General features: G+C 46.3%; 16 protein-coding genes and 1 tRNA gene. 13 read left to right on the top strand and 4 right to left on the bottom strand.

All coding sequences use genetic code 11. From position 1 onward, the window contains the following. The first annotated feature begins 3 nt into the window (after positions 1-3). The 3 genes from B5Z18_RS09610 (at position 4) to B5Z18_RS09600 (ending at position 3,670) form a co-directional block, all read left to right on the top strand. Positions 4-1,098 (top strand): thioredoxin family protein, encoded by a 1,095-nt coding sequence (locus tag B5Z18_RS09610; RefSeq protein WP_079469141.1) that lies wholly within the window; start codon positions 4-6, stop codon positions 1,096-1,098. 41 nt (positions 1,099-1,139) lie between these two features. Then, positions 1,140-2,039 (top strand): S1 family peptidase, encoded by a 900-nt coding sequence (locus B5Z18_RS09605; protein WP_079469140.1) that lies wholly within the window; start codon positions 1,140-1,142, stop codon positions 2,037-2,039. A 236-nt stretch (positions 2,040-2,275) separates the two neighbouring features. Next, positions 2,276-3,670: a sialate O-acetylesterase gene (locus B5Z18_RS09600; protein WP_079469139.1), complete on the top strand. Its 1,395-nt coding sequence runs from the start codon at positions 2,276-2,278 to the stop codon at positions 3,668-3,670. A 345-nt stretch (positions 3,671-4,015) separates the two neighbouring features. On the opposite strand, the gene B5Z18_RS09590 is transcribed toward B5Z18_RS09600, so the two are convergent. Beyond that, entirely contained in the window at positions 4,016-4,882 is an 867-nt protein-coding gene (locus B5Z18_RS09590) for an SDR family oxidoreductase (RefSeq protein WP_079469137.1), read from the bottom strand. A gap of 31 nt (positions 4,883-4,913) precedes the next feature. Here B5Z18_RS09590 and B5Z18_RS09585 point away from each other — a divergent pair, with 31 nt between their 5' ends. Then, positions 4,914-5,345, top strand: coding sequence for a winged helix-turn-helix transcriptional regulator (locus tag B5Z18_RS09585; RefSeq protein WP_235015890.1), 432 nt, complete (start codon positions 4,914-4,916; stop codon positions 5,343-5,345). A gap of 507 nt (positions 5,346-5,852) precedes the next feature. Here the strand turns inward: B5Z18_RS09585 and B5Z18_RS09580 are convergent. After that, positions 5,853-5,926 (bottom strand) — tRNA-Asp (locus B5Z18_RS09580). 279 nt (positions 5,927-6,205) lie between these two features. Here B5Z18_RS09580 and B5Z18_RS09575 point away from each other — a divergent pair. The 6 genes from B5Z18_RS09575 to B5Z18_RS09550 all read left to right on the top strand — a co-directional run bounded on the left by B5Z18_RS09575 (position 6,206) and on the right by B5Z18_RS09550 (position 15,556). Then, the gene (locus B5Z18_RS09575; RefSeq protein WP_079469136.1) at positions 6,206-7,048 is read left to right on the top strand and encodes a rhomboid family protein; all 843 of its coding nucleotides are present in this window, start codon (positions 6,206-6,208) and stop codon (positions 7,046-7,048) included. Between the two features lie 150 nt (positions 7,049-7,198). After that, on the top strand, positions 7,199-7,786 hold the full coding sequence (locus B5Z18_RS09570) for an RNA polymerase sigma factor (RefSeq protein ID WP_079469135.1): 588 nt from the start codon (positions 7,199-7,201) through the stop codon (positions 7,784-7,786). Between the two features lie 89 nt (positions 7,787-7,875). Beyond that, on the top strand, positions 7,876-9,063 hold the full coding sequence (locus tag B5Z18_RS09565) for a FecR family protein (protein WP_079469134.1): 1,188 nt from the start codon (positions 7,876-7,878) through the stop codon (positions 9,061-9,063). Between the two features lie 341 nt (positions 9,064-9,404). After that, on the top strand, positions 9,405-12,866 hold the full coding sequence (locus B5Z18_RS09560; protein ID WP_159454245.1) for a SusC/RagA family TonB-linked outer membrane protein: 3,462 nt from the start codon (positions 9,405-9,407) through the stop codon (positions 12,864-12,866). A gap of 18 nt (positions 12,867-12,884) precedes the next feature. Next, positions 12,885-14,399, top strand: coding sequence for a RagB/SusD family nutrient uptake outer membrane protein (locus tag B5Z18_RS09555; RefSeq protein ID WP_079469132.1), 1,515 nt, complete (start codon positions 12,885-12,887; stop codon positions 14,397-14,399). 20 nt (positions 14,400-14,419) lie between these two features. Next, entirely contained in the window at positions 14,420-15,556 is a 1,137-nt protein-coding gene (locus B5Z18_RS09550) for a TlpA disulfide reductase family protein (protein ID WP_079470023.1), read from the top strand. Positions 15,557-15,587: 31 nt separating this feature from the next. On the opposite strand, the gene B5Z18_RS09545 is transcribed toward B5Z18_RS09550, so the two are convergent. Further along, positions 15,588-16,556 (bottom strand): NADP-dependent oxidoreductase, encoded by a 969-nt coding sequence (locus tag B5Z18_RS09545; RefSeq protein WP_079469131.1) that lies wholly within the window; start codon positions 16,554-16,556, stop codon positions 15,588-15,590. A 130-nt stretch (positions 16,557-16,686) separates the two neighbouring features. Between B5Z18_RS09545 and B5Z18_RS09540 the strand changes: the two genes are divergently transcribed. Then, entirely contained in the window at positions 16,687-17,538 is an 852-nt protein-coding gene (locus tag B5Z18_RS09540) for an AraC family transcriptional regulator (RefSeq protein ID WP_079469130.1), read from the top strand. 3 nt (positions 17,539-17,541) lie between these two features. Here the strand turns inward: B5Z18_RS09540 and B5Z18_RS09535 are convergent, their stop codons facing one another. Further along, positions 17,542-17,739, bottom strand: a complete 198-nt coding sequence (locus tag B5Z18_RS09535) for a KTSC domain-containing protein (protein WP_079469129.1) — start codon at positions 17,737-17,739, stop codon at positions 17,542-17,544. Positions 17,740-18,054: 315 nt separating this feature from the next. Here B5Z18_RS09535 and B5Z18_RS09530 point away from each other — a divergent pair, with 315 nt between their 5' ends. Next, positions 18,055-19,239, top strand: coding sequence for an ROK family protein (locus tag B5Z18_RS09530; RefSeq protein ID WP_079469128.1), 1,185 nt, complete (start codon positions 18,055-18,057; stop codon positions 19,237-19,239). Positions 19,240-19,362: 123 nt separating this feature from the next. Beyond that, positions 19,363-22,479: a SusC/RagA family TonB-linked outer membrane protein gene (locus B5Z18_RS09525; RefSeq protein ID WP_079469127.1), complete on the top strand. Its 3,117-nt coding sequence runs from the start codon at positions 19,363-19,365 to the stop codon at positions 22,477-22,479. The last annotated feature ends 14 nt before the right edge of the window (positions 22,480-22,493 follow it).

Here is a 22,493-nt window from a genome sequence, read left to right as displayed (position 1 = left end):
CATATGAAATTTTTTTTCATTTCCATTCTGTTAACAATAGGCGTTTTGGGTAAACAGCATACTATTGCACAGGGAATAATATTCCAGGAGCTGACGCTTCAACAGGCCATGTCGAAAGCTGCTGATCCGGCAACGCCAAAACTGATCTTTGTTGATTGCTATACCAGCTGGTGTGGACCTTGTATTGAAATGGCCAAACAAGAATTTCCTAAAAAAGTATCAGGAGACTTCTTCAATCCTAAGTTTATTCCTGTCAAATTCGATATGGAAAAAGGAGAGGGCATTGATATCGCTAAGAAATATGATGTCAAAATGTTCCCGACATTTCTGATCCTCGATGCAAAAGGGGAGGAAATTAACAGGGTAGTAGGAAAAGCGGGTGCAGAGGAGTTTATTGAAAAGGTGAAGGTGGCTTTAAACCCTGATAATTCAATGGCAAAGTTGAAGGCAGCTTACGAGAAGGATAAGAATTTTCGTACAGGATTGCCTTATGCAAAGGCGCTATACGAAAATGCAAAGGATCCGTCTGTTGTGCTGAGTGAGATTTTTGACAATGCGATGGATTATGAGCGATTCAGTGTTGACTATTTAGAATTGACGCTGGGAGCGGTGGAATTTGGCAGCCCTTTCTTCAGAAAGCTGATGTTAGATAAAAGCAGCATTGACAAGGCATTGGGTACAGAAGTTACCAACAGGATGATATTTGACAAAGTCCGTAAGCATATGTATCTGATCGCAAATGAAAATGGCGCCAGGTATAATGTGTTTTACACGCCCCGGCAGGTGGAGGATATAGCATATACCATTGCATTGCTGAAGCTGGATCCGATGAAGCAGGAGGCCCACCTCTGCAGGGTTGCGTTGTATGTTGTTAACAAGGACCTGGATGGGATGATTGATTACTATAAGCGGTATATAGTGTATTTACCGGATAATGATGTCTTTAAAGGTATACTGGATGGTATCCTGGCGGGTAAAGTATCTAAGGCTACAGATGCCCAGAAAACTGCTATCAGGGAGTATTTTCAGATGGGAAGCAGGAATGCTGAAAGGCAGGCAAAGCATTATAAGTCCCAGTTAGAGAGCATCAGTAAATAAGGGGAAGCATTGAGGTACCCGGAACTTTAAAAAGAAGTCAAATGAGTTTTTTTTCGAAAGGATATGCAATCAAATGGACCGTTTTATTGGTAGTGAATATTTTATTTATAGCTGGTATAGCGGTCGGACAGACGTTTACGGACGATGCAAAGATAGCTGCCGGCTTCCTGAAATCTTTCGATTCCTTATCTGCAAAAGAAAGGAGTATTAGTGCAGAAGACGTACAAAAGGCACTTATTGCAGAACGGAGTGGGGTAACGGTGGACCTGGTGAAGCCGGTTTCAAAAGAGCTGTCAGCCCATACCCTGTATGAAAAGGCAAAAAACGCAACCGTTATTACCGGGGTGGCCTATCTGTGTCCCAGGTGTGAAAACGTGCATCTGAGCGAATCAACGGGATATATCATTGATCGCAAAGGAATCATGGTTACCAATTACCATGTTGCGGCTTCCTATGCCTTTATGAAAGACGGCAATAAACCAAAGGGGTTTGTAGCGCGTATGGCTGATGGACGTACCTATGCAGTAAAGGCCGTCCTTGCATCGTCTAAAAAGAATGATCTTGCCGTCCTTCAATTGGATACCCATGGTGACGTCTTACCCGCTCTTTCGCTGGCTGATTCAGTTGAAGTTGGCGACAAGATCTATATACTTGGTCATCCCAAAGGAATACATTATTTCTTTTCCCAGGGGAATGTGAATAATAGGTATTTGGAAGAAGTTGGTGAGGGCGACCAAAAATTCTTCCGCGAGATGATATCTGTATCAGCTGACTATGCCACCGGTTCCAGCGGCGGACCTGTAATGGATATTTACGGTAATGTGGTTGGCACGGTAGCCAACACACGTATGTTTTTGCATAGTGATATAAATGCAGGTGTACAAATGGTGCTGAAGAATACGGTGCCTGTTGAATCACTGTGGAAGCTGATACGGGAATAGTTTTTACGCGTGGGATTTTTATTGGCCCCTCTGATTTATTGGAGGATCGTTTTTTAAAAACGATCCTCCAATTTTGTTAAGAAGTATCGTTCAATACTCGGAGCAGGACGAGGTGCTTCCTGGGAATTTGAGAAGGCTTTTAATTTTCTGAATGAAATTGAAACAACTTCTGCAGAGCAATTTTCAATTATCAGGTATGGGTGTTATATTTACCCCCCAAAGTATTAAGCGCGATTATGAAAAAACTCCTTCTTTACGGTATTGTGTTGCTGTTGCCTGCGGTACTTCATGCCGCCATCAGGTTACCGGCACTCGTTGGCAGCAATATGGTGCTGCAGCAAAACGACAGCATAACCATCTGGGGATGGGCAAGCCCTTCAGAAAAGATTACGGTATTTACGGGCTGGGATAACAAAACGGCGACTGTTACCACCAGCGGAGATGCGAAGTGGGCTTTAAAAGTACATACTCCGGCAGCAGGAGGACCTTATGAAATAAGACTGAAAGGATCCAATGAGATTGTACTGAAAAATGTCCTGATCGGCGAGGTATGGCTATGTTCAGGGCAATCCAACATGGAATACAGTTACTATAACGGTATCCGGCAGATAGCTGCCGAATTGCCTGTTTGCAGTAACAATAACATCAGGTTCTTTAACATACCCAAAACTACCGCGCCATATCCACAGGACGATTGTCCGGGAAGCTGGGAAGTATGCGACAGCAATAGCCTGAAGCCTTTCAGTGCAGTGGGATACTTTTTCGGAGTACGCCTTCAGAAATCGTTGGGAGTACCTGTTGGCCTGATCAATGCCAGCTGGGGAGGAACACCAGCAGAAGTATGGGCACCGGAGCATCTTGTAGCCGATCAGCAACAACTTTCTGCAGCCGCTGCCAAGCTGGCCCCGGCCGCATGGTGGCCACATAAACCAGGTTATGCTTACAATGCGATGATAGCTCCTCTTATCAATTTTAACATAAAGGGAGTTATCTGGTACCAGGGAGAAGCCAATGTGAACACCGCCGATACTTACATGCCATTGTTCACCGGCATGATACAGGCATGGCGTGAGGCGTGGCATAAGCCACTGCCCTTTTACTATGTTCAGATAGCACCATTTACCTACGAAAAGGAGTATCAGGCTGCATTCCTTCGGGAGGCACAGGCACGCAGCAGCGTCCTTCCCGGAACCGGTATGGTTGTAGTATCTGACGTTACAGAAAATGTGAAAGATATTCACCCACAGGATAAGAGATCAGTTGGTAACAGGCTGGCCGCCTGGGCCCTGGGGGAGAACTATGGCAAAACAGGGTTTACCTGGAAAAGCCCTGTATTCAAAGAAATGAGCATCAGCAAAAACAAAGCAGTACTTCGTTTCACCAACGTTCCCACTTCTCTCCGGATCAATGGCAAAGCACCGGTTGCCCTGTATATAGCAGGAGTGGACCATATTTTCTATGAAGCATCCGCAAAGGTGGAGAAAGATGCACTGATCGTTTGGAGTAAAAAAGTAGAGAAGCCAGCATCGGTGAGATACGCTTTCTCCAATGCTGCTATCGGTAATGTTTTTTCTTCTGAAGGTTTACCTGTTGGTCCTTTCCGTACTGATAGCTGGCCAGTTGCACAGTAGATGAAAATAGGAATTGGGAAAAGCTGAAAGCTTGTTTTTCAAAGCCGGAGTGAAGAAGTCGTTGATGCCGATTATTGATGCCATGAACCAATGGGGTAATGCTAATCGCAGCTTTTGGGAGATTGTTATTAAGAATGATCCTAAGATTGGCGAGACTTCAGAAGCGACGTACCAGAATTATAGGAGCATGAATATAGAGCGTAAGATCGGATGAGGGTTTCTCAAATTCTTCAGAAAAAAAAGTCTCCAAATCTTTCGACTTGAAGGCTTTAAAGCTTGCGGCCCCAGGTATCGTAACCTCGAACAAATTATGCAGGATTCGGTGGATTTGGGAGGTGTTGTAGTTTAGCCATGCTGATATGCTTCCTGCAAAAACGTTGTTATCGGAGTTAGTTTTCTGCCGATAAGTTTTTCCATATCATCACTTACCATCTCTGCATCGCCCTGCGCTTGTGCCAAAATAATACTAATGTATTCTTCAGGAATGCTTACGCCTTGTTGCTGCAATGTTTTCCTGAATTCTTCTTCCGTCGGGGAGATATAATTAATGGTCTTTCCTGTGAACTCAGAAATATATCTTGCAATATCTTCATATCCGTAGGCTTCCGTATTCACAAAATGATAGGACTTATTTTCATGTCCTTCCATAGCAAGAATGGTTGCGGTTGCCTCCGCCATTTCTGAACGTAACGCCACACTTATTTTCCCGTTACCTGCGGGCAGATAAATTATTCCAGTTTCCAGCACATTACCAATAAAGTAAGGTATATACTCCATATACAAACCGTTTTTCAGAATGGTATAGGTTAACCCGCTTTCTTTTAACCACTTTTCAGTTTTAATGTGCGCTTCAACGAAGTTCCATAGTGGAGAATCCTGACCTTCTATCCTAAACTCGCCGCTAGTGTAAATGATATGTTTAACACCTGCATCCATCGCTGCTTTTAGAACCTGTTCATGTTGGGAAGTGCGATTGGGTATGTCAGTTCCAGAAACAAATAGTAACTTATCGATACCTCTGAAGGCTCTCACCAAAGATGAGTAATCATTATAATCTCCCACACGGATGTTTATGCCTTTCTCATTTAGATCTGTCGCTTTTTCTGTATTACGCACTAGTACGGCTATCTGACTGGTTTCAATTCCTTTCTTCAACAAAAAATCAATGGTTAATTTTCCGAAATGTCCTGTTGCTCCTGTTATTAAAATCATCTTTTTGAATTTTTACTTTTAAAAAATACATTTGTTACCTAAAGGAACTATAATAGTTTCAGATGTTAACCTGTTACAAGAAGGTAACAGGCAAAATAGTGGTAACGATATGGTAACTAAAGAACGCAGTTGTAATGACTTTAATAATTGCCCAATAACGACGGCAATGGAGATAATCGGTGGAAAATGGAAACCGGTAATTTTGTATAATCTTCTTTCTGGTACGAGACGGTTTGGTGAAATCGCAATTCGTATTCCGACCATTTCAAGAAAAATACTTACTGAACAATTGAAGGAATTGGAAAGAGACGGATTGGTCATACGCAAACAGTACCAGGAAAACCCACCCCGCGTTGAGTATTCTCTTACTGATAAAAGCAAAAGTCTTATATCCGTGTTTGAGAGGATTGCTGATTGGAGCAATGAACACCTATTGACGAAGTCCCCTCCGGATAGTAAATGATAAACAACCTGAAATCGAACATGGTTTCAATGGCATACTATCTATAATATCCCCCATGCGCTCTGAGCAAACATTTTGAATAAGCAAAAAAATTACGGGTAGTGGTGAGCAGGCTTATGATTTTGAAGAAGTGACTCAGCTCATTTCTGAGGCAAGCGGCATTAAGATCAATTACGTTTCTCCATCGGAGGCCGAATTGAAAAAACACTAAAAGATTACGGCTTTCCTCCAACTTTAATCGAACTGAGTTCATTATCTGCTAAGGTAATAGTTGAAGGTGAATTTGATAAAACTCAGATCCATTTGAACTGATCATTAGCCGCAAGCCGATCAGTTTAGCAAACTTTCCAGGCCAACAATATGGTGATGAAAACAATTAAGTAATATTCTATAATTCAAATCAGCTGCGGGGGGCCCCGCCCCGTCAAACATGGGATCTTTATTTGAAGGCAAACATCCACCAAAGAAAAAAGGACAAACTATCTTTCGATAATTTGTCCTTTCTTGCGGACCGGACGGGACTCGAACCCGCGACCTCCGCCGTGACAGGGCGGCATTCTAACCAACTGAACTACCGATCCTTAATACAGACGGGCCTTTCAGCCGATCTATATCCCCCTTTGGGGAGTGCAAATGTAGCAACATTATTTTCAAACAACCAAATTTTTTTGAAGAAAATCAGAAATTTATTTCCCTGCGGGAGAAATGCAGATCGCTGTTACCCGCTACTGTAGGATATTTTGGACGTAAGCATCTAACGGGAACGGTTATATCACCGGAAAAGAACTATCACCCGGATTTTGATATATTTAAAGTATTTCACATATTGCAGAGGTGTTTGTAAACGACCCGTAAATAAAATGAGTTATACCGGTATCATCACCCTGGCAATTATTCTTACTAATGTGGTTATTTCCTGGAAAGGATTTAAAAGCCGCGCCTTTTTCAATAAGTATGAATTTGAAGTGGAGAGGATCCGGCTATACAGGGAATACCGGCGTTTAATCACCAGCGGATTCCTGCACGTCAGCTGGAAACACCTGATCTTTAACATGATCTCCCTCCTGCTTTTCAGCGGGATGCTGGAAGCGGATATGGGGCCTGCAGCTTACGTTTGTATTTACCTGGGAAGTCTTATCGGGGGGAACCTGCTTTCCCTGTACATTCATCGGCGTGAAAGCGACTATAGCGCAGTAGGCGCATCCGGGGCGATCTGTGGAATCATTTTCGCTTCCATCGTCCTGTATCCGGGTATGATGGTGAGCTTCTTCGGACTGTTTCCCGTGCCGGGATGGGGGTATGGCATCGTGTATATATTGTATTCTATTTACGGCATTAAGTCGCGCCGCGATAATATAGGCCACGACGCCCACCTGGGAGGCGCTATGGCGGGTATGCTCATCGGACTGATGATAGAACCGGCGGTGATCATGCAGCACATCGCTGTTATCATTGCGCTTACGGTACCCTGTGTATTCTTCATGTATGTAATTATCCACAAACCTCATATTATCCTGGTTGATAACTACTATTATAATCAACACCATGTGCTGGCGGATATCGATGATGTATATAATGTGGAAAAAGCCAACCGCCAGAAAGAACTGGATGCTATTCTCGACAAAATTCATCACAAAGGGATCAACAGCTTAACCAAAACAGAAAAGGAAAAGCTGGAACGATACTCCCGCCAGATAAGTTAATAACGGAGCAGCCGACGGCCGGTTTCCTGGATGAAACCTGATCCATCCGGACAGGTAGATAGGTAGGGGGCATGTGTATCCGCCCAATTTTCATTACTTTAGTGGCGATACCACCAACCTTATCAACCATCAGCGTATTCTGCAACGATAATGCACGATAATATCTATATTGACAAATCACTGTTTCAGCGCATTTCTGAGGGCGATGAAGCGGCGTTTGGTATCCTCTTCAATACTTCCCTGACAACGCTGGAGCCATTTATCCGGAAAATGGTGAAGTCGCCCGAAAACGCCAAAGAAGTGATCCAGGCTACTTTCCTGCGGGTATGGCTTAGCCGCGACAAGCTTGCGGACATCGATCATCCGAAAGCGTGGCTTTATAAAGTAGCCGCCAACGAATGCTACACTTACCTGAAGAAAGAAGCTACTGAATACCGGTTGCGCGGAACAGTAGCGGCAACAGCCGACGAAACCGACACCGCTACCAGGCGGCTTACCTTAAAAGAATTGCATACTATTATTGAGGAAGCCGTGATGTTACTGTCGCCGCAACGCCGGCGTATTTACCAGATGAGCCGAAACCGGGGCATGAAGATCCCGGAAATAGCCACTGAGCTGGATTTGTCGCCCAGCTCCGTAAAAAATGCACTGGTATTTTCCCTGAAAGCCATAAGGGAACACCTGCGCCGCAACGGGCATGCCATCCCGCTTGTTTACCTGATCTTTATCTGTAAGTAAAAAAATATTTTTAAACAGATAGGTCCTTTATGTCGTCAGCCTATTCTTAATACCGGGGAGCCGTTTAAATCCCGGTTTTCTTTTTACGCATGCAGGAGCAAAGGGTTATATATTTATTGCAGCAGCGGCTTTCCGGGAACGAAACCGCCGCAGAGCAGGAAGAGTTGTACACATTGCTGGAAGATGACGGCAATATGGAAATACTCATGGCCGCGCTCACGGATCTGATGTGGCAGGCCCCTGCTGATACAGCAACGCCGGATACAGCCGCCCGCACCGCTTTACTGCAAAGTATTACCGGCGCCGATCTTACCACTCCTTTTGTGGAAACCGCACAACCCATGAAAACGGTGTACCGCTTCTGGTGGGCTGCCGCCGTTGTGGCCGGCCTGCTGTTCGCCACCGGTTTATATTTCCTGTTCCGGCCGGTAGCATCTGTAAAACCCACTCCTGCACTCGCACAGCGTTATAAGAACGATATCGCCCCCGGCGGCAATAAAGCCATGCTTACCCTGGCAGATGGCTCCCGCATTGTACTCGACGAAGCCAAAAATGATACGCTCGGCAAACAAGGCAGTACCAGCATCATCAAACTGCAAAACGGACAGGTGCTGTACCATGCCACCGGCGCCACCACCCCGGTTACTTACAATACATTAAGCACGCCCCGCGGCGGACAATACCAGCTTACCCTGCCGGATGGCACACGGGTATGGCTCAATGCGGCCAGCTCCCTGCATTTCCCCACTGCCTTTACAGGTAGCAACAGAACAGTGGAACTCACCGGCGAAGGGTATTTTGAAGTAGCGCCACTATCCGGAAAACCTTTCCTGGTAAAGGCCAACGGCGCCGACATCACGGTGCTGGGCACTCATTTTAATATCATGGCTTACACCAATGAAAGCGCCCTGGCGGTAACTCTGCTGGAAGGCGCCGTAAACGTAGGCCGTAACGGTACTATAAAGAAACTGCTGCCCGGACAACAGGCACGCATCAGCAACAATAACAACATCACGGTAACAGGCGCCGATGTGCAGGAAGCCGTAGCCTGGAAGAACGGCTTTTTTATCTTCGACCGCGCCGACATTACCACCGTGATGCGGCAGCTGGAACGCTGGTATGATATAGAAGTAGTGTATGAGGGCACGCCGCCCCAAATGCGCTTTGGCGGCGGTATGCAGCGCAGCCTCCCGCTGTCGGGTATCCTGAAAATCCTGGAAAAGAATGGAGTACTGTTTAAAATAGAAGGAAGAAAAATAACCGTATTACGATCGTAAACAAGCCATATTTTTTAACACTTAAATCTGACCAGCTATTGTATTAGAAGTAATCATGATCAACTAAAACCAGCGCCATTAAAAAACCAGTGATGGGCAAACATCACTGGTTACAGGCAATAAATTATTCGCGTAAACTCATTTTTATCACCGAAATCAAATGTATGATTTTAACTGCTTTGTTCCAAAACAGAGAAGAGGGATCGTATTCCCTTGTCCGCAGGCCTGATCATCACCACATCAACACTTCCGGAAAGCATCACCACCAATGCAGATCTTACACACCGGTATTTGCCGGTACAATGAAAAAAAATAATCTGCCAACCAAAATTTGGAGGATCATGAGGTTATCTGCTTTATTACTAATGGCAGGCATGCTGCAGGTCAGCGCAAAAAGCACTGCACAACGCGTAACACTGTCTGTCAGAAACACACCGTTATCAACGGTCTTTAACACTATCAACCGGCAAACGGGGTACATCGTTTTTTATAACTACGATGCACTGCAAAGTTCCCGCCCCGTTACGCTGGACATGAAAAACGCTACTATCCAGGAATTACTGCATGCCTCGCTGATGGGGCAGAACCTGGAGTATGCCATCGAAGACAAAACCATTACGGTTACCCGCATCCTGCCGCGCACACCGGAACTGCCTGCTGCTCCGGCGCAGATAGTGATCACTGGCCGCATTACCGATGAAAACGGTGTTCCGCTGCCCGGCGTTTCTGTAGTGGTGAAAGGCACAGCCAAAGGCACACAAACCAATAACAACGGAGAATATACCGTTGTGGTGAGAGATGAAAATGCCGTGCTGTCGTTCTCTTATGTTGGCTATGAAAAACAGGAACTCGTAGTGGGTAAAAGTGGCGTCATCAGCATACAGCTGAAGCCATCCAATAATAAACTCACCGGCATCGATGTGGTGAACACCGGCTACCAGACCATTTCCCGCGAAAGGGCCACTGGCTCGTTTTCCGTGATCGATCCCTATCGCCTCCGTGCCAAACTGAAGCCGGACGTAAAATCGGCCCTCGAAGGACAAGCCACCGGCGTGGTACTCACCAAAGAAGGCAACCTGGAAATCCGTGGCGTGTCTACCCTGCTGGGCACTGCTGCCAGCGCACCACTGCTGGTAATTGATGGGTACCCTTCCAGCGCAGGGCTGGAATCTCTCAATATCGATAATATAGAATCGATCACCGTGTTAAAGGATGCGGTAGCCGCTTCCATTTACGGCGCCCGTTCTTCCAACGGCGTGATCGTAATTGCTACCCGCTCCGGCAGAAAAGGCGCGTTGCAGGTGGAGTACAAAGGATCTACCGGCATTACGCTGAAACCGGATCTGTCGAACCTCAACAGGGCCTCGTCCGCCGATTACGTGGATGCGGAAATAGAACTCTATAACCAGGACCCTAACAGCTACCTCACTACCTATAATAACTATGGCAGCACTTCCCGTGTCAACTACCTGATGATCGCCAAATCACAGGGATGGATGAACGAAAAAGATGTGAACGCCGAGCTGGATGTGCTGAAGAAAAACGACGGACTGGCGCAGATGGAGAAATATTATTTCAGGAACCAGTTCACGCAGCAACACAATATTTCCTTATCCGGCGGCAGCGAAAAAAGTATGCTCAACGCCGCGGTAAGATATATATCCAATCAGAACAACACGGTCCGGAATTCAGACAACCGCCTCATCTTTGATGTGAAAAACGACTGGCAGCCACGCAAAGGTGTGAACATCCGCCTGTTCTCCAATGTGAACTACGCTACCTCCGCTTCGCCGGTACGTGGCTGGCAGGATATGCTGGCGTTTACCAACACATCTTTGGTACAGCCGTACAACCTGCTGGTAGACCCGGCCACAGGGGAAACACTGAATGTGCCTTCTAAAAACCAGAAGAAGGAAGACCGGTATGCAGCCTTAACCGGGTTGAAACCACTGTACTATAATCCGCTCGATGACCTGGGACTGGAAACCTACAACACAAAGGCGTTACAGATCCGGTTGGGCGGCAGCGTGAATGTAAAAATCTTCGACGGGTTAAACGTAGAAGCAGGAGGTACCTGGAGCCGCGGCGATGCACAAACCCGCTCACTGTACGATAAAATGTCTTACCGGGTGCGGCTCTGGTACGATGATAATACCTCCATCTCCAATGGTTCCAAACATTATATTCCCGATGGTGCAGTGGTGAATGAAGCCCGCAACTTCAACCAGAGTTACATGTTCCGCACACAGCTGAACTTCAACCGGGTAATTGCCACCAAACACCGTGTAAGCGCTATTGCCGGTAATGAAATAAGCCGGAACACAGCGGATAACAATAGCCTGCCAACCCGCTTCGGATATAACGATCAGGCAGGTACGTTTTCTACTTTTAACTATGCTGATTATAATGCCGGTTCCTATAATGCTGATATGCTGGGCACCAGCAGGCCCTCTGCCAGCATAGGCAGTTATGCTTTCCAGGATAACCGTTTCGTTTCCTGGTATGCCAACGGTTCCTATGAGTATAATAACCGCTTTATTCTCAGTGGAAGTATCCGGCTGGATCAAACCAATTTCTTTGGCACCGATCCGCGTTACCGCTACAAACCGTTGTGGTCGGCCGGCGGCACCTATAAACTGGCAGAGGAAAAATTCTTCCAGGTACCATTGATCGATCGCCTGGATCTGCGGGCATCTTATGGTATCAACGGAAATATTTCCCTGAACTCAGGACCTTTCCTGATCATTACCCCTGGCAGTTATTCCAATTATACCGGAGATGTATCTTACAGTATCTCTTCACCGCCAAATAACTCGCTCCGTTGGGAAAAAACAAAAAGCACCAACTTTGGTGTGGATATCTCCCTGCTGAACAGGCGGATCAATGTAACCGCAGATTACTACCTGCGTAACAGCAGCGACCTGCTGGCATCTGACGCCATTGATCCTACCCGTGGCTTTAGTTCCCTGGTAAAGAATATCGGGGAAGTAAGAAATACAGGCTATGAAATCTCCCTGAATGCGGATGTATTGCGTAAACGCGATTTCGTTTGGAATACCTTCCTGAATTTCAGCTACAACAAGAACACGGTAGTTACCTACAATGTTACCTACCAGTATCCTTCTACCATCACCAGCGGCGCTATCAAAAAAGCCGGCGATCCGCTGGATGCCTTGTACAGCTACAAGTATGCCGGCCTGGATAACAACGGCGTGTCGCAGTTTTACACGGCCAAGGGAGAAAAAAGCGGTGGTGGCAATGTGGCGGTAGGCGACCTGATTTACAGCGGTACCCTGCGTCCGAAATATGCGATCGGCTTAACCAACTCCTTCCGCGTGCAGCGTTTCGATTTGTCTTTTATGTTTATTGCAAAACTGGGAAATGTGTTAAGGAGAGATGCCTTTAGCGGATCTAATATCCTGAATAAACATGTATCGGAAAGATGGAAGCAACCGGGTGATGAAGCCAAAACCATTTATCCGAAACTCAGCAGCTGGAATATGGATATGTTCTATTTCCCTTATTCAGATATTCTGATAGAGAGCGCCAGCTACATGAAACTCCGGGATATAACATTAACCTACGATCTGAATCCGCAGCTGCTGAAACGTATCGGCTTCACCAGTACCCGGATTTATTTCCAGACAAGGAACCTGTTCATGATTACCGCCAACAGCGATCACCGCGATCCTGAAACATCGGAACTGAACCTGTCCGGCGGCACCGGCGCATTTACGGAACAAGGATTTTCTTCCCTGTCGCTACGGCCGGAATTCTATGTAGGGTTATCATTCAGTCTTTAACAATTAATTACGGCGATCATGAAACAGCGTATACTCATACTGGTTATTATCATGGCAGGAAGTATCAGCTCCTGCACAAAATTCCTGGATGTAAAACCAAAAGGAAAACTGATCCCTTCAGAGGTGGCAGACTTTGATCACCTGCTGGATAACAGCAACATTGCACAATGGGTGTTTATTGACAATAACACTGGTTGTAACCTCGGTTACTTAACAGATAACCTGTCGCTTTCCAATGGTATCGGTAATATTAATTATAAGGCCAACAACCATCCTAACATCGACCGTTACTGGGCGTATGTTTTCAGGCAGCCTTATAAAAATCCGTCTACATCGGATTATTTCTGGGACTGGGGCACTTACCGCTCTATGGCTTATTTTAACAACGTGATTGATGGCGTACGGGCTATTCCCAATCTCAGTACAGAAAATCAGCAGTATGCCAAAACGGTAGTGGCGCAGGCGCTGGTAAACAGGGCATGGTCGTACTTTATTACCACCCTGGTATACGGACCTGTATATAAGCCCGGTGCTCCCAACGATACCAAAACCATTCCTTATGTAACCAGCTCCGATATGGGCGCGCCGTTACCGGATCTGTCCACACAGGAACAAGCCTTTGCACAGGTACAGAACGATGTGCTCACCGCTTTGCCGGACATGCCGGAAGTAACCAACTGGCCTTCCCGTCCGAATAAAACGGCGGCGCATGCATTGCTGGCGTACTATCACCTGTTTACACAGAAGTACGACAGCGTGGTGTATTATGCCAATCTCGCGTGGACGGCAGCCAGCAAAGGCGGCACCGATAAACTGATCTATGACTACAACAGCTTTTCGTGGACGGATCCAACCAATCTTATCAACAGCACTATTAAAGGACCGGATAACTTCCTGAGCGCTGCCAATAGCCGCGAAAACCTGCTGTACCGCAACCTCGATGCCGGCGCCGGCAGGTCTTCTTCCAGCTATCCTTCCGATGAAGTGATTGCGTTGTATGACCAGGCCAATGACCTGCGGTTTAAATATTTCTTCTTAACAGCGCCAGGTTATAAAACTACCTACAATAATGTGGTGTATGACGATGGTAACCGTATCCAGTATTATCGCGGTTCCAAAACCAACATGACTGCCGGCTTCAGTTATCCGGAACTGCTGCTGATGCGTGCAGAAGGATATGCCCGCACCAATCAGCTGGCCGCTGCCATCGACGACCTCAATACCCTGCGCCGCTACCGCTACAAAACCGGTACGCCCACGCTTCCGGTAGGTTCCAAAGATGAAGTGATCCAGCAGGTGCTCGATGAAAGAAGAAGAGAGCTGCCCCTGGGTTCATTCAAACGTTTCCTGGACCTGAAAAGACTTTGCCTCGAAACCGGCAAGCCCTGGTGCAAGCCTAAAATACAACATAAGATAGGCACGGAAACACACGAAGGAACCGTGGATTCGAAAGATTTTATTTTAACCATCTCCAACGTGATATTGAAGTTTAACCCGCAATGGAATATACCGTTGGATGGAAGACCATTTTAAATCATAAAATTAAAAACCACATGAAACACATCTTAGTATCAATGCTGGCTTTATTCCCTGCCGCACTGCTGGCCCAGGACGGCACCTACGTGCTGAAAGGGAAAATAGGGACATTGGATGCTCCTGCCAAACTGTTTCTCACTTACCGGGCCAATGGCACTACCGTGAGGGATTCTGCCGCGTTGCAGCAGGGCGTATTTGAATTTAAAGGCAAAGTGGGCGACCCGGTGAAAGCCTCGCTGGTATTGCGTCATGGCCCGCCTACCAATATCATGTCTTACAAATCAGATCTGTTGCAGGTATATCTTGAAAAAGGCACCATTATCGTTAGCGGTAAAGATTCCGTATACAACGCCACCATCAAAGGTTCCCGTCTCAACGACGATCAGCAGCGCCTGCAGGCAAAGCTGAAAGCCACGGTTGCACAAAGGGATCAGCTTACGGAAGATTACATTGCCGCCAAGGAAGAAACCCGTAAATCGCCGGAATTCCGTAAATCTTACGATGAAAAAAGTAAGGCCATCCGCGAAGAAGAGAAGAAAATATACCAGGCATTTATAAAAGAAAATCCTAAATCACCGGTAAGCCTGGATGCCCTGCAAAGCAGTGCCGGCAGCATTCCTGACAATCCTGCTGAACTGGAAACGGTTTTCAATACTTTATCTGCTGCTGTGAAGGAAAGCAAAAAAGGAAAAGAAGTAGCAGCGCTGATCAATGGCTGGAAACAAACTGCTGTTGGCGCTACTGCACCGGTATTTACACAAAATGATACACTGGGCAAGCCGGTAAACCTCACCGACTTCCGCGGCAAATATGTATTGGTGGATTTCTGGGCCAGCTGGTGTGGTCCCTGCCGTGCAGAAAATCCGCATGTGGTGGCAGCCTTTAATAAATATAAAGATCAGTCCTTTACCATCCTGGGCGTATCGCTGGATCAGGCCAACGGGCACGATGCCTGGCTGAAAGCCATTCACACCGATCAACTCACCTGGACGCATGTATCTGATCTGAAATACTGGGAGAATGAAGTAGCGAAATTGTACGGTGTTCGCGCGGTACCGCAAAATTTCCTGCTGGATCCCACCGGGAAAATAGTGGCTAAGAACCTGCGCGGGGAAGACCTGGATAAAAAACTGGCAGAAATACTGCCGCATTAATAACAGCCGGGTTAATCCCGGCCGTTATTGGTTAAAGGGTTACTACGATCTTTCCTTTCGTAGTACCCTTTTTCATTTCATCGAAGGCGGCGCGCATCTGGTCAAACGGGAATACTTTACCGACGTAGGATTTTATTTTTCCTGATTGCAGCAATCCGGCGATAGCATCAATGGCTTTTTCATCGGAGGTAACGCCGGTGAAGCGCACATCAAAACCTTTTGATTGATAGTATTGGGTGGTGGCTGCCGGCAGGCCATGCGGCAGGAAGAACAGGGCAGCGCCGGGAGCAAAATGTTTTTCATAGAGAGCAGCCGGGAATCTTCCGCCGATATCCAGTACCAGGTTCAGTTGCAGGCTGCCGGCCTCTTCAAAATTGAAGTGGTTATAATCAATGATGTCGTCTGCCCCCAGCTGACGTACCCAGTCGGCGTTAGCGGCGGTAGTTACTGCTATTACATGGGCGCCTGCCGCTTTGGCCATTTGCACAGCATAATGTCCTACGCCGCCTGCGGGTGCGGTGATGAGCACACGGTCGCCTTCTTTTGTCTGGTAATGTGTATGCAGGTTTTGCCATGCCGTAATAGCGGCGAGTGTTGCTGCAGCTGCTTCTGTAAAGGATATGTTGACCGGTTTTTTAGCGAGATGGATAGCCGGCGCCGCAACGTAGTCCGCGAATACGCGGCCATGCCCCGGCATTTTTATCATCCCGAATACTTCATCGCCTGTATTGAATTTGGTGACGGCGCTGCCCACAGCCGTTACCACGCCGGCAATATCTGATCCCAGGATCAGCGGTGAAATGCCATCCAGTGCGGGCGCCCAGCTGGCACGTAACCCGTCGGGAGTGGTATAGTCTTCCAGTGTTTTATAATCTACCGGGTTAATACCAATCGCTTTGGTTTCAATGAGTACTTCGTCTGCAGCAATAGCAGGTATGGCGGTGTGTGAAATGGTGAGGGGGGCGTTTTTATCCAGTCTCTCTAAAATAATTGCTTTCATGTGATCTTCATTTTTTATGAAAGCAAAGCTAGTCAGCCGCCTGCCGTTATACCCGTACCGTAAAAGGAAACAGCAGTAACAGGATGGGATGCCCCTTACGCAGCGGTAGTTTATTACTTACATTTACAGTATGGAAAAGGTACACGACCCATTTAGCATCAGCGTTACCACCCTGGAGCGCTGGGAAAAACGTAACCGCAGGAACAACTTTTTTGAGCTGGTGTATATCCTCGAAGGCAGCGGGGAACAGCAGGTAGAGTATACCCGTTCCCGTTATAGCAAAGGAAGTATTTTCCTGTTACCGTCTTCCGACTGTCATACCTACCGGATAGACCAGCCCACTACTTTCCTGTTTATTCAGTTCAATGCCAGTTTTTTTTCGGGAGAACAGGACTGCGTAATAGATTTCGGGAAATGGTTCTGCCGGCTCAATTTCATTATTGGGAATTATAACCGCAAAGCGGGGGAGCTGATCAGCGGGGAGAATGATAAACAGCATCTTATCCGTTTACTGGAGTTGCTGATGTATGAGCAGCAGCGTTCCGACAATCATTCGCGGCGCATTATGCAGGGGCTGATGGTGGCGGTGCTGGAACTGATAGCCCGCAATGTGGCGATGGTATTGCCCGGGGAGCAGGGAGTGGAAGGCAAACGGTTCGCGGAAGTGCTGCTGCATATCCAGTTCCATCTGCTCGACGAAGAAAAAATTACGTTGTCTTATTTATGCCAGCGTTTCAATATCTCCGCTACTTATTTCAGTGAGTATTTCAAACGGAACGCCGGTGAAACTTACCAGGAGTTTGTACTCCGTTCCAAATTAAAACTGGCCGAGGCAAAGGCATTGTACACCGACCTGTCCTTTAAGGAAATTGCGTGGGATCTTGGTTTCACCGACAGCAGTCACCTGAATAAAATGATGAAACGGTTTTACCAGAAGGGGATGAGTGATATCCGGAGGCAGGCTATGCACGGCGCCGCCTGATGGTTATCTGACTTTTTCAAAATCATAATGTCCTTTGATGTGTTTGTTAAGATAGATGCCCTTTGAGCCGGACGACTTCATAGCTAAGTATACCGCTTCGGGCACGTCTTTATAATCATATACCATTCCTGATACGAATATGATCCGGAGCGTACGCGTGTCTGCATTATATATCATATGGGCTACCACAGATGAAGGCATACCGGGGCCGGTTCAATTATCATACCGGTGCGTTCATCACTGGATGGGTTCCCAGTGGCTCTGGGTAATTAGATGCAAACGTTTGTCATTTTACAGCACCTGGAATTATTTTGCTTTTTTCTGATGGAAAATTAACATTAACTTAATAAGTTCTTGCATAATTTGGATAATTATATCCAACTAATTAAAATTTTCATAAAAGTTCTTGTAAAATTTAAAGAAGTTTGCCTACCTTGAATCAACATTTCGCTGATAATGTTGTTCACTTGTACCAAATTGATGTAGATTTAAAACTGTAAGCAAACAATCATCTAAATGGTGTCTGATCGCCAGGAAATATTCAAGAAAACGTTATTAAAACACCTGTACTTTAACAAGGAATTGTCCTGTGCTGATCTCACGCTGCTAACCGGCAGGAGTCTTCCGCATACCACCAAAGCCTTGAATGAACTCGTGAAAAGTGGTTTGGTGCTGGAATCGGGGTATGCCATTTCCACCGGCGGCCGGCGCCCGCAGATGTACTCTGTGAAGCCGGACTACATGTACATTTTATCGGTAGCGATGGACCAGTTTGTAACCAGTATCAGCATACTGGATATGCAGAACAGGATCGTGGGAGAAGAACTCCAGGTGTCGCTGGACTTATCAGCGCATCCGGATGCCATTGCACAACTGGGCCAGGAACTGAAAACATTTATTGATCATTCAGGAATACCTGTGGAAAAGTTTGCGGGTATTGGCATCGGAATGCCGGGTTTTGTAGATGTAACAAAGGGCATCAACTATTCTTTTTTCGACAGGCAATACGGCAGCATCAATGAATACCTCGAAGCGCTTACCGGCGTACCGGTTATCATTGACAATGACTCCAGTTTAATTGCGCTGGCAGAATGGAAGCTGGGAGCAGCCCGCAACAGGCAAAATGCACTGGTTATTAATATAGGCTGGGGTATTGGTTTGGGGATGGTGCTGAATGGTGATCTTTTCAGGGGAGAAAACGGATTTGCCGGAGAGTTCTCGCACATCCCGCTCTTCACCAACAATAAGATCTGCAGCTGTGGAAAGATGGGATGCCTGGAAACAGAAACGTCATTATCAGTGATTGCGGAAAAAGCAGTGGCAGGCATCAATGAAGGAAGAACTACCGTTATGAAAGATTTGTCGATGGACAACCGCGACAACACGTTTAGAAAAATTATGGATGCAGCGTTGAAAGGAGATAACTACGCAGTGGAATTATTATCACAGGCAGGTTATCACATCGGACGCGGGATCGCTATCCTTATTCACTTGTTGAATCCTAACCTGATCATCTTAAGCGGGAGAGGAACATTGGCCGGAAAATTATGGCTGGCACCTGTACAGCATGCGTTAAATGAACATTGTATACCAAAAATTGCTGAAAATATTGAAATAATAATCTCGCCTCTGGGGTATGCGGCGGAAAGACTTGGCGCTGCAGCACTTGTTATGGAACACCTCGATAAAGGCCAACTGTAGTAAAGCAAAAACGTTCACTTGTATCAATCAAAAATGAGGCAGTAACTACCTGCAGCATGCGGGCTTCCCATGCCATCAGAGAAACTATGCCTTGATTATTCATCTTCATCTAAATTCACACTAATGAAAAGGTGGCTAGGCTTCCTGCTGCTAACATGTTTAGTGGCTACGTGCTATCAAAGCGTTTCCGCACAGGAAAAAAAATGGGTATCCGGTACCCTGAAAGACGCTTCCGGCGCTCCCGTAATCTATGCAACAGTCATTGAAAAAGGTACAACCAATGGCGCAACAACCAATGAAAAAGGAGCCTTTAAGCTCCAGGTAGGCGCTGGCGCAACGTTAGTTGTTTCCAGTGTAGGATTTACTACCAAAGAAGTGCCGGTAGGTACTTCCATTAATTTTGATCTGATTTTGGAAGAAACTTCCAAAGGGTTAAATGAAGTAGTGGTAACCGCATTAGGTATTAACCGCCAGAAAAAATCTGTAGGCTATGCCATGCAGGAAGTAAAAAGCGCTACACTGATCGATGCGCATGAGCCTAACCTTACCAACGCACTTACCGGTGTGGTGGCCGGTTTACAGGTAATCCGCTCCAGCACAGGGCCCGCAGGTTCTTCGAAGATTAATCTGCGCGGAAATAACTCACTCACCGGAAGTAATCAGCCGTTGATTGTAGTGGATGGTATTCCGGTAGACAACTTCGTGGGTGTAACAGATGGCAATAATGATTTCTGGAATCCATCACTGGATATGGGAAATGGCCTTGCTGATCTGAACGCGAACGACATTGCCAGTATCTCTGTTCTGAAAGGTCCTTCTGCTGCCGCCTTGTATGGTAGCCGCGCAGGTAATGGTGTTATCCTTGTTACCACCAAAACCGGGAAGAAGTCAAATGGTATGGGCATTGCCGTATCCTCCACAGTAGGTTTTGAAAGTGTATTCACAAATCCTGAAATGCAGAAAAGTTTCGGACAGGGATCAGTGAATGATTTTGATCCTATCGGAGGAAACAGCTGGGGACCAAAAATTACAGGTCAGGATGTTACTAACTGGAACGGTAAAACGGAGAAACTCCGCTACTTTAATAACATCAACAATTTCTATAAGACAGGAGTAAACCACAACGAAAACATTTCGTTCCAGCAACAGCTGGATAAAACGTCGGTGTATACCTCCCTCAATTACATGAACGATAACAGTATGATTCCGGGTACAAAGCTTTCCAGGGTAAATCTCATGGCCAGAGCTACTACCAAATACGGAACATCTGAACGTTTATCTACCGACTTTAAAGTTCAATACTCTAATACCGATGCCAGGAACAGGCCCACAAGCGGTGTAAACAGCAGGAACTATTCTTCCCTGCTTTACACAATGCCTGTTACGATGGATATCACCCAGTTCAAAGATCCTTTGAACGAACTTGGTAAAATGCGCTGGTATGGTACCGGTAACCAGGTGAATCCATACTGGGTAAGCCGTTACGGTCAGAACGAAGATATCCGTAACCGCTTCATCATGAACGGAAGCATTAAGTACCAGTTCACCGACTGGTTAAATGCAGAAGTGAAAGCAGGTGCTGATATTTATACAACCAACACAGAAGCCAAAACATATTCAGGTAGCCCGCTCTCTACCAATGGTAGTTATAGCGTAGGTAAGTTTACGTTCTCTGAACTGAACTACAGTACCCTGATCACTGCAAAAAAAGACAACTTGTTTAGCCGGTTTGGCGCATCTGCAAGCGTAGGTGGTAACCTGATGCAGCAACATTCCTCCCGACTGAGCAACAATGCTGCTTCATTGCTGGTACCGGATCTGTTCAGTATTAAAAACTCACAGGGTAACCCGGGTATCACGGATGAAGTGACCGAACAACGGATAAATTCCCTGTACGGAACTGTTGGTGTAAACTGGGATGGCTACCTGTTCCTGGATGGAACAATGCGTAACGACTGGTCTTCTACACTCAGTCCTTCTAACCGCTCTTTCTTTTATCCTTCTGTGAGCTTCTCTTATGTATTTACCGAACAGTTTAAGAGTTTGCCCAAATGGATCAGCTATGGTAAGCTCCGTGCTTCTTATGCAGAAGTTGGTAACAGTCTTTCTCCCTACCAGTTGCTGAATACTTATACGATCGACCGGGATCCGAATGGCAACCCGATTGCCTCCAGGAAAACTACCCTCTTTGATCCAAATGTTCGCAGTGAGCTGATCAAATCTTATGAGGTAGGTACTGAACTCCGTTTTGTGGATAACAGGTTTGGTGTTGACTTCAGCTATTATAAGTCAAATGCCACCCGTCAGTTGATCGATTTGCCAATGGATCCTGCCAGCGGTTACGAAAAGAGAAAGATCAATGCCGGTAATATCCAGAACAGCGGATTTGAAATTATGGCAGATGCAAAGATTCTCGATAAAGGACTGATCTGGAATATCTCCGGTAACCTGTCTATGAACAGGAATAAAGTTATCGAAATATCTGATGCTGATAAAGTGAACAGATACCAGCTGGGTGGCTTCGATGATGTATCTATCGTTGCAGTTGCCGGTCAGTTGTACGGTGAAATTTACGGCAGTAAATTCCTGCGCGTAACAGACGAAAAAAGTGAACACTATGGTCAACTGCTGCTCACTGCAGAAGGCCGGCCACAACGTGGTGAACAGAATGTTCGTTTGGGTAACCAGCAATCCAAAGCATTACTCGGTATTACCAACAGTTTTGGTTACAAGAACTTCACCTTTGCTTTCCTGATTGATGCCCGTTTTGGCGGAGACATGTTCTCTGTAACCCAGGCAATGATGCAGAGGGCGGGAACAGCGGATATCACAGCCCCTGGTGGTAACAGGGATGATATGACGCTTGCTGGTGTGGTATCAAACGGCGCCGGTGGTTACACTGCCAATACCAAATCAATTACCACGCAACAATATTGGGAAGCCGTGAATACCAACGTAGGTAATCTCGGTGTTTCTGAACTGAATATCTATGACGCTTCCAATATCCGTCTCAGAAACGTTCAGCTGAGCTATAACTTCTCAAAAAAATTACTGGGCAGAACACCTATCCAGTCTGCTAAGGTGGGCGTATCCTGCAACAACGTATGGATGATTTCCAGCCATATGCGTGGCCTGGATCCGGAATCAGTATTTGCAGTAGGTACAAATGCCACTGGCTTTGAAAACGGTGCTCCTCCAACCACCCGTACCTTCCTGGTGAACCTGAGCCTTAGTTTTTAACTTTTAATTGTAAC

Source organism: Chitinophaga ginsengisegetis, assembly GCF_900168065.1.
Classification (GTDB): domain Bacteria; phylum Bacteroidota; class Bacteroidia; order Chitinophagales; family Chitinophagaceae; genus Chitinophaga; species Chitinophaga ginsengisegetis.
The sequence above is the reverse complement of the archived record's forward strand: the minus strand, read 5'-3'. Positions and strand labels throughout refer to the sequence as shown.